Genomic DNA, 12,015 nt, shown 5'->3' on the forward strand with positions numbered 1-12,015 from the left:
TTTACGGTAGTATTAGGAAAGTAAATGACTTTCTCTATCAAAAATGGTAAAATGAATAAAATAATCCAAGAATTGAGGAAATAAAATGCAAGAAAAGATTCTGGTAACGGGTGGAGCAGGTTTTATTGGAAGTCACACTGTCATTGAACTGGTTCAAGCCGGACATCAAGTTGTTGTCGTGGATAATTTGGTCAATAGTAGTCGTAAAAGTCTTGAAGTAGTTGAAAGAATCACAGGCATAGAAATTCCTTTCTACGAAGCTGATATTCGTGATACGGAAACTCTTCGTGATATTTTCAAACACGAAGAACCAACAGGAGTTATCCATTTTGCTGGTTTGAAGGCTGTAGGGGAATCTACACGTATCCCACTTGCCTACTATGATAACAATATTGCTGGTACAGTTAGTCTTTTAAAAGCAATGGAAGAAAACAACTGTAAAAATATTATTTTCAGCTCTTCAGCAACAGTTTATGGAGATCCTCATACTGTTCCAATCCTAGAAGATTTTCCACTTTCAGCTACTAACCCATATGGCCGTACCAAACTAATGCTTGAAGAAATCTTGACAGATATCTATAAAGCAGACTCAGAATGGAACGTTGTGTTGCTTCGTTATTTCAACCCAATCGGTGCGCATGAGAGTGGTGACCTAGGAGAAAATCCAAACGGCATTCCAAACAACCTTTTGCCGTATGTAACACAAGTCGCAGTTGGTAAGTTGGAACAAGTTCAAGTCTTTGGAGATGACTACGATACTGAAGATGGAACAGGTGTTCGTGACTATATCCACGTCGTTGACCTAGCAAAAGGACACGTTGCCGCCCTTAAGAAGCTTCAAAAAGGCTCTGGACTCAATGTGTATAACCTTGGGACTGGAAAAGGCTACTCAGTTCTTGAAATTATCCAAAATATGGAAAAAGCTGTTGGACGCCCAATTCCATACCGTATCGTTGAACGTCGCCCAGGTGATATCGCAGCTTGCTACTCAGACCCAGCAAAAGCTAAGGAAGAGCTCGGATGGGAAGCAGAACTTGGTATTACAGAGATGTGTGAAGATGCATGGCGTTGGCAGAGTCAACATCCAAACGGATTTGAAGACTAATCATTTGATTAAACAAAAAAGAGGAAGTAATTCCTCTTTTTTAATACTTTATATGTGCTTGTGTGATAGAAAAACGTCTTAAAAGAACAGTTTATTTATTATTGAAATATTGGAACAATTAAATGTAAAATTGTATAAAATTAGTCTAGCAAAAGACTATAATTTTCTAGAAAATTATGCTACACTAGAGGGAGTGGAAATTAGAAATCTATGGCCCACCAAATTTTAAGATTCATCTATGATTAGAGCACGAGTAGGGCAATTTTTAACGGCTTCTAAAGCATCGTCGCTACAAGGAATTTCTTTCTCTAATTGTTCAGGATCATCGAAAAAACGGACGATACCATTATCATGGTAATCAAATAATTCTGAATAAGTTTGGCAGAGCCCACAGGCGATGCAACGTTCGGGTATAAGTCTAATCTTCATATTTATATTGTAATAAGAAACTAAAAAAATCTCAAGGAGTAAGGTATGGAAAAGGAACCGTGGCAAGAAGATATTTATGAAAATCAGGAAGAAGAATCAAGAACAGAACGTCGTCAACGAAACCAAAAAGGTTCAGGTGTCGTTGCCAATCGTATTTTGACTGTCTTGGCAATTCTATTCTTTGTGATTGTTGTTGGTATGGTAGTTGTATTAGTCTACTTGTCATCAGGCGGAAGTGACCGCACTTCAGCTTTGAAAGATTTTTATGATCCTTCAGCTCCAAAAGTAGAGGAAGTTACAACAGTGGCTACTACTGCTCAGTCAACAGAGTCAACAGAAGCAGAAACAACTCAACAAGAACATACAGAGGCGCATACTGATTCTGAAGGAACAATAACAGTTTTGCCAGGAGAAGGTGAAGCAGCGATTGCAGCCCGTGCTGGAATCTCTATTGCTCAACTTGAAGCCTTGAATCCTGGTCATATGTCTTCAGGAACTTGGTTCGCAAATCCTGGTGATGTCCTTAAGACAAGATAGGAGTGACAATGAAAACAATTCAGATTGCTATTGATGGGCCAGCTTCCAGTGGTAAGAGTACAGTAGCTAAGATTATTGCTAAGGACTTTGGTTATACTTATCTGGATACAGGCGCTATGTATCGTGCTGCGACTTACATCGCATTGAAAAACCAAATTAGCCCAAATGAGCCATCTCAACTTCTTGAATTATTGGAACAATATCCAATTAGCTTTGGACGCGCTGAAAATGGAGAACAACTTGTTTTCGTTGGAGATGTAGATGTAACAAATCCAATCCGAGAAAATGAAGTAACCAACGCTGTCTCTGCTTTTGCTGCGATTCCAGCTGTTCGTGAAAAATTGGTAGCCCTTCAGCAAGAAATTGCCCAACAAGGTGGTATCGTTATGGATGGCCGCGATATTGGAACAGTAGTCTTACCTAAGGCTGAATTGAAGATTTTTCTAGTAGCATCTGTAGATGAGCGTGCGGAACGTCGTTACAAGGAAAATCTTTCAAAAGGAATCGAAACAGATTTGGAAACTTTGAAAGAAGAGATTGCGGCGCGTGACTATAAAGATAGTCATCGTGAAACTTCACCTCTCAAGCAAGCTGAGGATGCAATCTATTTGGATACGACTGGACTCTCAATTTTAGAAGTTGTTGAAAAAATTAAATCAGAAGCTCAAAAACATTTATAAGAACTATAAAACGATGAACTGAATTTCGGTTTGTCGTTTTTTATCAGAATTTGTCAAATAGTCTGTTTTAAGGTATAATAGTTGCTGTTGAAGAAAATTTGACATTCAAATAATCATAAATTTTTTAAGGAGATAACATGAATCATTTACCAAATTGCCCAAAATGTAATTCAGAATATGTATATGAAGATGGCGCACTTCTTGTTTGTCCAGAATGTGCTTACGAGTGGAATCCTGCTGAACAAGTTGAAGCAGAAGAAGGCCTTGTTGCTATCGATGCAAATGGAAATAAACTAGCTGATGGGGACACAGTTACCTTGATTAAAGATTTGAAGGTTAAAGGTGCTCCTAAAGACCTCAAACAAGGAACTCGTGTGAAAAACATCCGTATTGTTGAAGGTGACCACAACATTGACTGTAAGATTGATGGTTTTGGTGCTATGAAGCTTAAATCAGAATTTGTGAAGAAGATTTAATCATGATTAAAAATGAAAAAGTAATATTTTATAGTCGTATCTTTTTATTTATAGCAGCCTTTACCGGTGTATACTTGGAGATTACCAAACGCGGTGGTTTAGGGATGTTGCTTTACTACACAGTACTTTCTAACCTTTTGGTTGTACTTTTTACAGGTTATCTTTTGTTAAAGATGCGTAGTGGTGGTGATAGTTGGCAGAGTTCTGGTATTCTACGTCTCAAAGGTGGCGTCACTATGAGTATTATGATTACTTGTGTCATCTATCATTTCATGCTAGCTCCTTTGACGACAGATTTTTACCGTTTGGAAAATTTCCTTTGTCATTATATTGTCCCTCTCTGGTTTTTAGCAGATACAATTATTTTTGATAAGAGTCGTCAATATAAGTTAGTTGATCCCATGCTTTGGACTAGCCTTCCGTTGCTTTATATGATTTTTGCCCTCTTAAACGGTTTTGTTCTAAAGATGGATGTCCCTAATGCTAAGGATAGTCCCTTCCCTTATTTCTTTTTGAATGCTACCAAACATGGTTGGGGCTTTGTCTTTAAATGGGCAGCCACTATCTTTGTTGTTTACATGGTTTCAGGATATCTCTTTTATCTTGTGAAAAGTATTAAAAAATCTAAGAAATAAAAGTACCCATTGTGGGTGCTTTTTTTGTGATAGAAATAATTGTACCCGGACAAATTGATTTATTTTATCTTGTCCTCGAGTCATTTCTATCTTAAAATAAACATGTAGCTACCAATACAAGTAATGAGGAAGAAAAAATGACTGAAAATCGTTATGAATTAAATAAAAATTTGGCACAGATGCTCAAGGGTGGCGTTATCATGGATGTTCAAAACCCTGAACAAGCAAGAATTGCAGAGGCAGCTGGTGCAGCAGCAGTTATGGCTCTAGAGCGAATTCCAGCTGATATTCGTGCGGCTGGTGGAGTTTCTCGCATGAGCGATCCAAAGATGATCAAGGAAATCCAAGAAGCGGTCAGCATTCCAGTTATGGCTAAGGTTCGAATTGGGCATTTTGTTGAAGCACAGATCTTAGAAGCCATCGAGATTGACTATATCGATGAGAGCGAAGTTCTATCTCCAGCTGACGATCGTTTCCATGTGGACAAGAAAGAATTTCAAGTTCCTTTTGTTTGTGGTGCTAAAGACCTAGGAGAAGCCTTGCGCCGTATCGCTGAAGGAGCTTCTATGATCCGTACAAAAGGGGAACCAGGAACAGGAGACATCGTTCAGGCGGTTCGTCATATGCGTATGATGAATCAAGAAATCCGTCGCATTCAAAACCTCCGGGAGGACGAGTTATATGTTGCTGCAAAAGAACTCCAAGTTCCGGTAGAATTAGTTCAATATGTCCACGAACATGGGAAATTGCCAGTTGTTAACTTTGCAGCTGGAGGTGTTGCAACACCAGCGGATGCTGCTCTTATGATGCAGCTTGGTGCAGAAGGCGTCTTTGTTGGCTCAGGGATTTTCAAATCAGGTGATCCTGTTAAACGTGCCGCAGCAATTGTTAAGGCAGTTACAAACTATCAGAATCCTCAAATTCTGGCTCAAATCTCGGAAGACTTGGGAGAAGCCATGGTAGGTATCAATGAGAATGAAATCCAAATTCTCATGGCTGAGCGAGGAAAATAGATGAAAATTGGAATCTTGGCCTTGCAAGGTGCCTTTGCAGAACACGAGAAAATGCTTGCTCAACTAGGAGTTGAAAGTATTGAACTGCGAAACCTAGAAGATTTTCAGCAACATCGAAGTGAGCTATCAGGTTTGATTTTACCTGGCGGTGAGTCGACAGCTATGGGAAAACTTCTACGTGACCAGAATATGCTACTCCCTCTAAGAGAAGCTATTCTCAATGGCTTACCAGTCTTTGGGACTTGTGCAGGCTTGATTTTACTAGCAAAAGAGCTTGCCACTCAGGAAGAAAGTCATCTAGCGACTATGGATATAGTAGTAGAGCGTAATGCCTATGGACGTCAGTTAGGAAGCTTTTATACCGAAGCAGAGTGTAAGGGTGTTGGTAAGATTCCCATGACCTTTATCCGTGGTCCAATTATCAGTAGTGTCGGTGAGGATGTTGAAGTTCTAGCAATCGTCAACGATCAAATCGTTGCTGCTCAAGAAAAGAATATGCTAGTGACTTCATTTCATCCGGAATTGACAAATGATCTTCGCTTGCACCAGTATTTTGTCAATATGTGCAAATAAAAAAGAGGTTGGGATTTTTCCCAACTTCTTTTTTACATATAATAAACAATAGCAATATATTGGAGAGCAGAGGCTGCTAGAATGAAGAGATGCCAAATCATATGGAAGTATGGTTTCTTTTTAGCGTAGAATCCAGCGCCGACTGTATAGCAAAGGCCACCTGATACCATAAGACTCCAAAACATTGGACTTGTCTGACTAATGATTACAGGTAAGATAGCTAAGACTAGCCATCCCATGATGAGGTAAAGAATGAGACTGAATTTTTCATTGACCTTCTTGGCAAATATTTTATAAAGAATACCGAAAATTGTAGTTCCCCACTGAATGGCGATAATGAGATAACCAAACCAGTTGTTCATCAAAGTTAAAACCACAGGAGTATAAGATCCAGCGATTGCCACATAAATCATAGAATGGTCGATGATACGTAAGACATACTTATGAGTCGAACCATAAGCCATAGAATGATAAATAGTTGATGATAAGAACATGAGAAAGAGGCTGATGACGAAGATGGAAACACCGATAGACGATAAGAAACCATGCGCCTCGTAACTATAGGTTGATGAAATGGGAAGTAGGATGAGCATGAGAAATGCTCCTACAGCATGGGTGACACTGTTGGCAATTTCTTCTCCAAAACTAAGTCGTTTACTCAATTTGAAACTAGTATTCATTTGTTTCCTCCTCTTCAGTTTCTGTATAGACTAGTGCTAGTGTTTGATGATAGAGTTTGACAGTTTGGCAGCTTGCCTGGATAATAGGATTAGCTGGGTCTATGTCCTCATTCATATAGTTTACAAAAGCGTTGTAAAGTTCTTCTGAGTTCGTTTCTGTTTGTAGGGTATTGAGTGTTTGAGCAATTTCCTGAATCGAAAAAACAGACTTAAGAGTCGAAATAGCAATCAAACGGGCGATTTGTTTGCGTTGGTATTTTTTCTTTTCAGGTTTACTGATATATCCGTGTTTGACATAGTTATTGACCATAGAAGCAGTTAAGGCTTTTTCAGATCCTGATGAGATAGGTTCGCATACTTGATTTACATAAAGTAAAACCTGGTCCAGATAGAGATTGATACTTGGAATTTCTTCCCATTTTGGATAGGAAAAAGTAGTATTCATTTTCAACTCCTTTTTATCTAGTTTTAATAACTAGATTATAAAATATTAGAAATAATAAGTCAAGTTTCAAGTGCTTGTAGAAAGAAATAATTTATGCTATGATGAGAGAAAATAGTATGAAATGAGGACAGATGATGGAGATTCGCTTAGCCTTTCCTAATGAAGTAAATCAGATTATGCAAGTAATTGAGGGAGCCAAGAAATGCTTGGCAGATGCTGGTAGCACTCAGTGGCAAAACGGCTACCCAGATGCAGATACCATTATTGAAGATATTATCTCTGGACAGGCTTACGTAGCGCTGGAAGAAGGAGAACTCTTATTAGCCTATGCAGCAGTGACTAAAAGCCCGGAAAAAGCTTATGAAGCAATTTATGATGGCAACTGGGAGGGAAATGAAGCAGAATACTTAGTATTTCACCGTATTGCTGTTGCTAGTGATGTGCAAGGTCAAGGTGTTGCTCAGACCTTCTTAGAAGGCTTGATAGAAGGCTTTGATTATCTAGATTTTCGTTCGGATACGCACGCAAAAAACAAAGCTATGCAGCATATCTTTGAAAAACTTGGCTTTAAACAGGTTGGTAAAGTTCCAGTAGACGGGGAACGCTTGGCCTATCAAAAATTAAAATCAAATGCCTAAGAAGTATGCAAAGATGCTGTACAAGTCACCGATTGGACCCCTATCTCTGGTAGCAGATGACCACTATCTGTTTGGGATATGGATAGAAGAAGAGAGCGATTTTGAGAAGGGATTATCTGAAAATGATGTAACTCTAGTTGAAAGTCATCCCATTTTAAATCAAATTACTTCCTATTTAGAGACTTATTTTAAGGGGCAAGATCAAGACTTATCTGAGATGCCTTTAGCTCCTGTCGGTAGTGACTTCGAAAAAAGAGTCTGGAACTACTTGCGTGGAATTCCTTTTGGTCAGACAGTTACTTATGGACAAATAGCTAAGGACTTGCAGGTGGCTTCTGCCCAAGCAATCGGAGGAGCAGTGGGTCGCAATCCCTGGTCTATTCTTGTCCCCTGTCACCGTGTGCTAGGTGCTGGAGGACGTCTGACAGGCTATGCTTGGGGACTTGATAAGAAGGCTTGGCTCTTGAATCATGAAGGTGCAAGTTATCAAGAAAATAAAAAATAGAAAGAGAAAAAATGTTAGAATTTATCGAATATCCAAAATGTACAACTTGTAAAAAAGCTAAGAAAGAATTAGATCAACTTGGACTAGAATATAAAGACGTTCATATCGTTGAAGAGACTCCGAGTGAAAAGGTCATTTTAAACTGGCTCGAAACTTCGGGATTTGAATTGAAGCAATTTTTCAATACTAGTGGCATCAAATATCGTGAACTCGGATTGAAAGATAAGATTGGAACATTGTCAAACAAAGAAGCAGCCAAACTCTTAGCTAGTGATGGTATGCTGTTAAAACGTCCGATACTAGTTGAAAATGGTCTTGTAAAACAAATTGGCTATCGTAAAACATACAATAACTTGGATTTGAATTAGTTTTTTTCTATCTCCTTGATAGATAAAATATATAACCTCCCACTTTTAAAGTATGATAAACTAGAAGGTAGATGAAATCTGATATGCTCGTAGCAAATATTTTTAATTAGAGCATAAGTATGATAGAATGAATCATTATCTTGAGAGGATGTTTCTATGAATGTTACAACGATTTTAGCATCTGATTGGTATCAAAATTTGATGCAATATATCCCAGACGGCAAACTCTTTAGTTGGCGTTCTGTCTTTGATGGGATTCCAAGAATTGTACAGCAATTACCCACAACTTTGATGTTAACGGTATTTGGTGCCTTTTTTGGTATCATGCTAGCCCTAGTCTTTGCTATTGTGAAAATCAACCGAGTTAGATTTATTTACCCATTACAAGCTTTTTTTGTTAGTTTCCTAAAAGGTACTCCAATTCTAGTACAACTCATGTTGACTTATTACGGAATTCCTTTGGCACTTAAAGCATTGAATCAACAATGGGGAACTGCATTTAATATCAATGCGATTCCAGCTGCAGCGTTTGCGATTGTAGCCTTTGCCTTTAACGAGGCAGCCTATGCTAGTGAAACCATCCGTGCAGCCATTCTTTCTGTAAATCCTGGTGAGATTGAAGCTGCTCGCAGTCTTGGAATGACACGTGCACAAGTTTATCGCCGTGTGATTATTCCAAATGCAGCCGTGGTTGCAACACCAACTTTGATTAACTCCCTCATTGGGTTGACCAAGGGAACTTCCCTTGCCTTTAGTGCAGGTGTCGTAGAAGTCTTTGCCCAAGCACAGATTTTGGGTGGTGCAGACTATCGTTACTTTGAACGTTTCATCTCAGTAGCTCTTGTCTATTGGGTTGTAAATATTGCCATTGAAAATCTTGGTCGTTTCATTGAAAGAAAAATGGCTATTACAGCACCAGATAATATTGAGACAGATGTGAAAGGAGAGCTTCGCTAATGATTAAAATTTCAAATTTAAGCAAATCCTTTTCAGGTCAAACCGTTTTGGATCATCTGAATTTAGATATTCAAAAAGGAGAAGTTGTTGCCTTAATTGGTTCTTCAGGAGCTGGGAAATCAACCTTTCTTCGTAGCCTAAACTATCTAGAAACTCCGGATAGTGGATCTATTCAGATTGATGATTTCAAAGTTGATTTTTCTCAAATTACGCAAGAAGAAATTCTGACTCTTCGTCGCAAACTATCGATGGTTTTCCAACAGTTCAATTTATTTGAGCGTAGAACAGCCTTAGACAATGTCAAGGAAGGCTTGGTGGTAGTTAAAAAACTATCCGACGAAGAAGCAACTAAGATTGCCAAGGAAGAGCTAGATAAGGTTGGGCTTTCTGATCGTCAACATCACTATCCTCGCCATTTGTCTGGGGGACAAAAACAACGGGTAGCCTTGGCGCGTGCTTTGGCTATGAGACCAGCTATCTTGCTCTTGGATGAACCAACTTCAGCGCTTGACCCAGAATTGGTTGGTGAGGTAGAACGTTCGATTGCGAATGCTGCTAAATCAGGTCAAACCATGATTTTGGTTAGTCACGATATGTCCTTTGTTTCTCAAGTAGCTGATAAGGTTTTGTTCTTGGATAAAGGAAAGATTATCGAATCTGGAACACCAGATGAAATCATCAATCATCCAAAAGAAGAACGAACAAAAGAGTTCTTTGCTAGTTACAAACGGACCTATATTTGATATAATGGAAGATAAGAAAAACTCAGTTGGCTAAGCTAACTGGGTTTACTCTTTAAAAATAATAGAAATGAGAGAAAGCATGTTAGTTCAGCTATTTGCTTTGTATTTAGAGAGTTTGATTTTGACGATTTTACTAGTCTTGGTTGTTTTAGGACTTTGGATCGGTTTTAGAGCTCTATCAGGCGCTGATAAAACTGCCAAGGAGCGTCAAGCTCATCTTTACGATATGATTATGATTGGAGTTTTAACAATTCCAGTATTGTCTTTTGCAACCATGAGTATTTTGCTGGTTCTCAAGGCTTAATAGTTGTTAAATAGGATATAATCCGTTAGAATAAAAATAGTTACAACAAGAAAGAAGGAAAGAGAATGTACGATACGATTATTATCGGTGCAGGTCCTGCTGGGATGACTGCAGCCTTGTATGCAGCACGCAGTAATCTGAAAGTTGCTTTGATTGAAGGTGGCCTTCCTGGTGGTCAGATGAATAATACTTCGGATATTGAAAACTATCCAGGATATGCCAATATCAGCGGTCCAGAATTAGCTGAAAAGATGTTTGAACCTCTTGAAAATCTTGGAGTAGAACACCTCTATGGTTTTGTCGAAGCTGTTGAGGATCATGGAGATGTAAAAAAAGTCATCACAGATGATGAAGAATTTGAAACACGTACAGTTATCGTAGCGACTGGTTCGAAACACCGTCTCTTGGGAGTTCCAGGCGAAGAAGAGCTCAATAGCCGTGGAGTTTCCTACTGTGCGGTTTGTGATGGAGCCTTTTTCCGTGACCAAGATTTGTTGGTTGTAGGTGGTGGTGACTCAGCAGTTGAGGAGGCAATCTTCTTAACACAGTTTGCAAAATCAGTAACCATCGTTCACCGTCGTGATGAACTTCGTGCTCAAAAAGTCTTGCAAGATCGCGCCTTTGCCAATGAAAAAATCAAGTTCATTTGGGATTCTGTTGTTAAAGAAATCAAAGGTGAAAATCGTGTAGAGTTGGTTGAGATTGAAAATGTAAAAACGGGTCAAGTGATAGAGCAAGCCTTTGGTGGTGTTTTCATCTATGTTGGATTAGATCCTGTTAGTGATTTCGTTCAAGAATTACAGATTCGAGATCAGGCAGGTTGGATTGTGACTGATGACCACATGAAGACAAGTGTTGCTGGTGTCTTTGCAGTTGGGGATGTTCGTCAGAAAGACCTTCGTCAAGTCACAACAGCAGTTGGAGATGGCGCCATTGCAGGTCAAGAAGCCTATAAATATATTACTGAACATAGTTAAAAAGGCGGTGGGACAGAAATCGGTAGACAAAGTCTCGATTTCGTAGTCCCAGCCCCGCGAGGATGATTAGGAGCTTTTTGGAGTCTAAAAGACGAACAAAAAGTTCAATCAGCTACCGCGTCAAAGTTTGATTGCTAATAAAAAGTGAGGTTGGGATCTTTTGTCCCAAACTCACTCTTTTTATAATCGATTTCTGAAGACTTCGTACATGAGAATAGCAGCAGCAACACTGGCATTGAGACTTTGTACGTGACCATTCATTGGTATGGTGATCATCTCGTCCACTTGCTTCTTGATGTTACTTGAAATACCTTTTCCTTCATTTCCGATAATGAGAGCAACTTTGCCACTTGTATTCCATTTATGGCAAGGTGTTCCGTTCATATCAGTCCCAAAAGTCCAGAATCCCTCGTCTTTGAGTTTGTCCAAGGTTTGACTAAGATTAGTGACTCGGGCAATAGGAACATGTTCAATCGCACCCGTTGCTGTTTTAGCTACGACAGGAGTGACGCCGACAGCTCGGTGTTTGGGAATAATAACACCTGAAACATTGGTTGCATCCGCTGTTCTCAAGATAGAACCGAGATTATGTGGATCTGTTAAACCATCAAGAATTAGCAGTAGTGGGTTTTCTTCTTGGCGTGTTTTTGTAAGAATTTGATCCAGTTCAGTATAAGCAAACTCAGAAACCCGTAAAACAAAACCTTGGTGAACAGCACCCTCAGCCATTTCAGAAAGAGTCTTTTTTGAAGTCCAAGAGATGGATACTTTCTTTTCAGTAGCTAGTTCTTTTACTTTTTCTACATTTTTTCCTCGTAAATCATCTTGGAGATAGAGTTTATTTCCTGTGTTTGCTAAAAGTGCTTCCGTAACGGCGTGAACGCCATAGACAATATCATTTGTTTTCATGGCTCTATTATAACATAAAACCCCGTCTTGCAACGGGATTT

Annotated in this window: 18 protein-coding genes; 14 read left to right on the top strand and 4 right to left on the bottom strand. The window is 39.1% G+C overall.

Annotation, left to right across the window (positions count from 1 at the left end):
• The first annotated feature begins 85 nt into the window (after positions 1 to 85).
• On the top strand, positions 86 to 1,105 hold the full coding sequence (galE, locus tag QM419_RS00925) for a UDP-glucose 4-epimerase GalE (protein ID WP_178894777.1): 1,020 nt from the start codon (positions 86 to 88) through the stop codon (positions 1,103 to 1,105).
• Between the two features lie 225 nt (positions 1,106 to 1,330).
• On the opposite strand, the gene QM419_RS00930 is transcribed toward galE, so the two are convergent.
• Complete coding sequence (locus QM419_RS00930) at positions 1,331 to 1,534, bottom strand: ferredoxin (protein ID WP_178894778.1); 204 nt, start codon at positions 1,532 to 1,534, stop codon at positions 1,331 to 1,333.
• Positions 1,535 to 1,579: 45 nt separating this feature from the next.
• On the opposite strand from QM419_RS00930, the gene QM419_RS00935 reads away from it, so the two are divergent.
• The 6 genes from QM419_RS00935 to pdxT all read left to right on the top strand — a co-directional run bounded on the left by QM419_RS00935 (position 1,580) and on the right by pdxT (position 5,448).
• Positions 1,580 to 2,071, top strand: a complete 492-nt coding sequence (locus tag QM419_RS00935; protein WP_414277587.1) for an SAG1386/EF1546 family surface-associated protein — start codon at positions 1,580 to 1,582, stop codon at positions 2,069 to 2,071.
• A gap of 8 nt (positions 2,072 to 2,079) precedes the next feature.
• Positions 2,080 to 2,751 (top strand): (d)CMP kinase, encoded by a 672-nt coding sequence (cmk, locus tag QM419_RS00940; protein WP_414277588.1) that lies wholly within the window; start codon positions 2,080 to 2,082, stop codon positions 2,749 to 2,751.
• 137 nt (positions 2,752 to 2,888) lie between these two features.
• Positions 2,889 to 3,227 carry a zinc ribbon domain-containing protein YjdM gene (locus tag QM419_RS00945; protein WP_178894781.1) on the top strand — a complete coding sequence of 113 codons (339 nt, stop codon included), beginning with the start codon at positions 2,889 to 2,891 and terminating at the stop codon, positions 3,225 to 3,227.
• Positions 3,228 to 3,229: 2 nt separating this feature from the next.
• Positions 3,230 to 3,862, top strand: coding sequence for a Pr6Pr family membrane protein (locus QM419_RS00950; RefSeq protein WP_414277589.1), 633 nt, complete (start codon positions 3,230 to 3,232; stop codon positions 3,860 to 3,862).
• 137 nt (positions 3,863 to 3,999) lie between these two features.
• Positions 4,000 to 4,875: a pyridoxal 5'-phosphate synthase lyase subunit PdxS gene (gene pdxS / locus QM419_RS00955; RefSeq protein ID WP_006153788.1), complete on the top strand. Its 876-nt coding sequence runs from the start codon at positions 4,000 to 4,002 to the stop codon at positions 4,873 to 4,875.
• Entirely contained in the window at positions 4,876 to 5,448 is a 573-nt protein-coding gene (pdxT, locus tag QM419_RS00960; RefSeq protein WP_414277590.1) for a pyridoxal 5'-phosphate synthase glutaminase subunit PdxT, read from the top strand. It begins immediately after the preceding gene.
• Positions 5,449 to 5,480: 32 nt separating this feature from the next.
• Here the strand turns inward: pdxT and trhA are convergent, their stop codons facing one another.
• Entirely contained in the window at positions 5,481 to 6,128 is a 648-nt protein-coding gene (gene trhA / locus QM419_RS00965; protein ID WP_414277591.1) for a PAQR family membrane homeostasis protein TrhA, read from the bottom strand.
• Positions 6,118 to 6,573, bottom strand: a complete 456-nt coding sequence (locus QM419_RS00970; RefSeq protein WP_414277592.1) for a DUF1836 domain-containing protein — start codon at positions 6,571 to 6,573, stop codon at positions 6,118 to 6,120. The genes trhA and QM419_RS00970 overlap by 11 nt, the downstream gene beginning before the upstream one ends.
• Before the next feature lie 134 nt (positions 6,574 to 6,707).
• Between QM419_RS00970 and QM419_RS00975 the strand changes: the two genes are divergently transcribed.
• From QM419_RS00975 to trxB, 7 genes are all read left to right on the top strand, one after another.
• Positions 6,708 to 7,211, top strand: a complete 504-nt coding sequence (locus QM419_RS00975) for an N-acetyltransferase family protein (protein ID WP_414278051.1) — start codon at positions 6,708 to 6,710, stop codon at positions 7,209 to 7,211.
• Between the two features lie 13 nt (positions 7,212 to 7,224).
• Positions 7,225 to 7,716, top strand: coding sequence for a methylated-DNA--[protein]-cysteine S-methyltransferase (locus tag QM419_RS00980; RefSeq protein WP_414277593.1), 492 nt, complete (start codon positions 7,225 to 7,227; stop codon positions 7,714 to 7,716).
• Positions 7,717 to 7,727: 11 nt separating this feature from the next.
• Positions 7,728 to 8,084, top strand: coding sequence for a Spx/MgsR family RNA polymerase-binding regulatory protein (locus QM419_RS00985; protein ID WP_414277594.1), 357 nt, complete (start codon positions 7,728 to 7,730; stop codon positions 8,082 to 8,084).
• Between the two features lie 156 nt (positions 8,085 to 8,240).
• On the top strand, positions 8,241 to 9,041 hold the full coding sequence (locus QM419_RS00990) for an amino acid ABC transporter permease (protein WP_414277595.1): 801 nt from the start codon (positions 8,241 to 8,243) through the stop codon (positions 9,039 to 9,041).
• Positions 9,041 to 9,784, top strand: coding sequence for an amino acid ABC transporter ATP-binding protein (locus tag QM419_RS00995; RefSeq protein WP_414277596.1), 744 nt, complete (start codon positions 9,041 to 9,043; stop codon positions 9,782 to 9,784). The genes QM419_RS00990 and QM419_RS00995 overlap by 1 nt, the downstream gene beginning before the upstream one ends.
• Before the next feature lie 79 nt (positions 9,785 to 9,863).
• Positions 9,864 to 10,088, top strand: a complete 225-nt coding sequence (locus tag QM419_RS01000) for a DUF4059 family protein (protein WP_414277597.1) — start codon at positions 9,864 to 9,866, stop codon at positions 10,086 to 10,088.
• Positions 10,089 to 10,153: 65 nt separating this feature from the next.
• Positions 10,154 to 11,065, top strand: coding sequence for a thioredoxin-disulfide reductase (gene trxB / locus QM419_RS01005; protein ID WP_414277598.1), 912 nt, complete (start codon positions 10,154 to 10,156; stop codon positions 11,063 to 11,065).
• A gap of 180 nt (positions 11,066 to 11,245) precedes the next feature.
• On the opposite strand, the gene rlmB is transcribed toward trxB, so the two are convergent.
• On the bottom strand, positions 11,246 to 11,974 hold the full coding sequence (gene rlmB / locus QM419_RS01010; RefSeq protein WP_414277599.1) for a 23S rRNA (guanosine(2251)-2'-O)-methyltransferase RlmB: 729 nt from the start codon (positions 11,972 to 11,974) through the stop codon (positions 11,246 to 11,248).
• Between the last annotated feature and the right edge of the window lie 41 nt (positions 11,975 to 12,015).

It is taken from the genome of Streptococcus infantis (assembly GCF_047464715.1).
GTDB classification, from domain to species: domain Bacteria; phylum Bacillota; class Bacilli; order Lactobacillales; family Streptococcaceae; genus Streptococcus; species Streptococcus infantis_S.

Coding starts and splice junctions, on each gene's coding strand:
- rlmB (WP_414277599.1), bottom strand. CDS start 11,974: ATGAAAACAAATGATATTGTCTATGGCGTTCACGCCGTTACGGAAGCA.
- QM419_RS00950 (WP_414277589.1), top strand. CDS start 3,230: ATGATTAAAAATGAAAAAGTAATATTTTATAGTCGTATCTTTTTATTT.
- QM419_RS01000 (WP_414277597.1), top strand. CDS start 9,864: ATGTTAGTTCAGCTATTTGCTTTGTATTTAGAGAGTTTGATTTTGACG.
- galE (WP_178894777.1), top strand. CDS start 86: ATGCAAGAAAAGATTCTGGTAACGGGTGGAGCAGGTTTTATTGGAAGT.
- QM419_RS00945 (WP_178894781.1), top strand. CDS start 2,889: ATGAATCATTTACCAAATTGCCCAAAATGTAATTCAGAATATGTATAT.
- pdxT (WP_414277590.1), top strand. CDS start 4,876: ATGAAAATTGGAATCTTGGCCTTGCAAGGTGCCTTTGCAGAACACGAG.
- trxB (WP_414277598.1), top strand. CDS start 10,154: ATGTACGATACGATTATTATCGGTGCAGGTCCTGCTGGGATGACTGCA.
- pdxS (WP_006153788.1), top strand. CDS start 4,000: ATGACTGAAAATCGTTATGAATTAAATAAAAATTTGGCACAGATGCTC.
- QM419_RS00985 (WP_414277594.1), top strand. CDS start 7,728: ATGTTAGAATTTATCGAATATCCAAAATGTACAACTTGTAAAAAAGCT.
- QM419_RS00990 (WP_414277595.1), top strand. CDS start 8,241: ATGAATGTTACAACGATTTTAGCATCTGATTGGTATCAAAATTTGATG.
- QM419_RS00995 (WP_414277596.1), top strand. CDS start 9,041: ATGATTAAAATTTCAAATTTAAGCAAATCCTTTTCAGGTCAAACCGTT.
- QM419_RS00970 (WP_414277592.1), bottom strand. CDS start 6,573: ATGAATACTACTTTTTCCTATCCAAAATGGGAAGAAATTCCAAGTATC.
- QM419_RS00930 (WP_178894778.1), bottom strand. CDS start 1,534: ATGAAGATTAGACTTATACCCGAACGTTGCATCGCCTGTGGGCTCTGC.
- QM419_RS00980 (WP_414277593.1), top strand. CDS start 7,225: ATGCTGTACAAGTCACCGATTGGACCCCTATCTCTGGTAGCAGATGAC.
- trhA (WP_414277591.1), bottom strand. CDS start 6,128: ATGAATACTAGTTTCAAATTGAGTAAACGACTTAGTTTTGGAGAAGAA.
- QM419_RS00975 (WP_414278051.1), top strand. CDS start 6,708: ATGGAGATTCGCTTAGCCTTTCCTAATGAAGTAAATCAGATTATGCAA.
- cmk (WP_414277588.1), top strand. CDS start 2,080: ATGAAAACAATTCAGATTGCTATTGATGGGCCAGCTTCCAGTGGTAAG.
- QM419_RS00935 (WP_414277587.1), top strand. CDS start 1,580: ATGGAAAAGGAACCGTGGCAAGAAGATATTTATGAAAATCAGGAAGAA.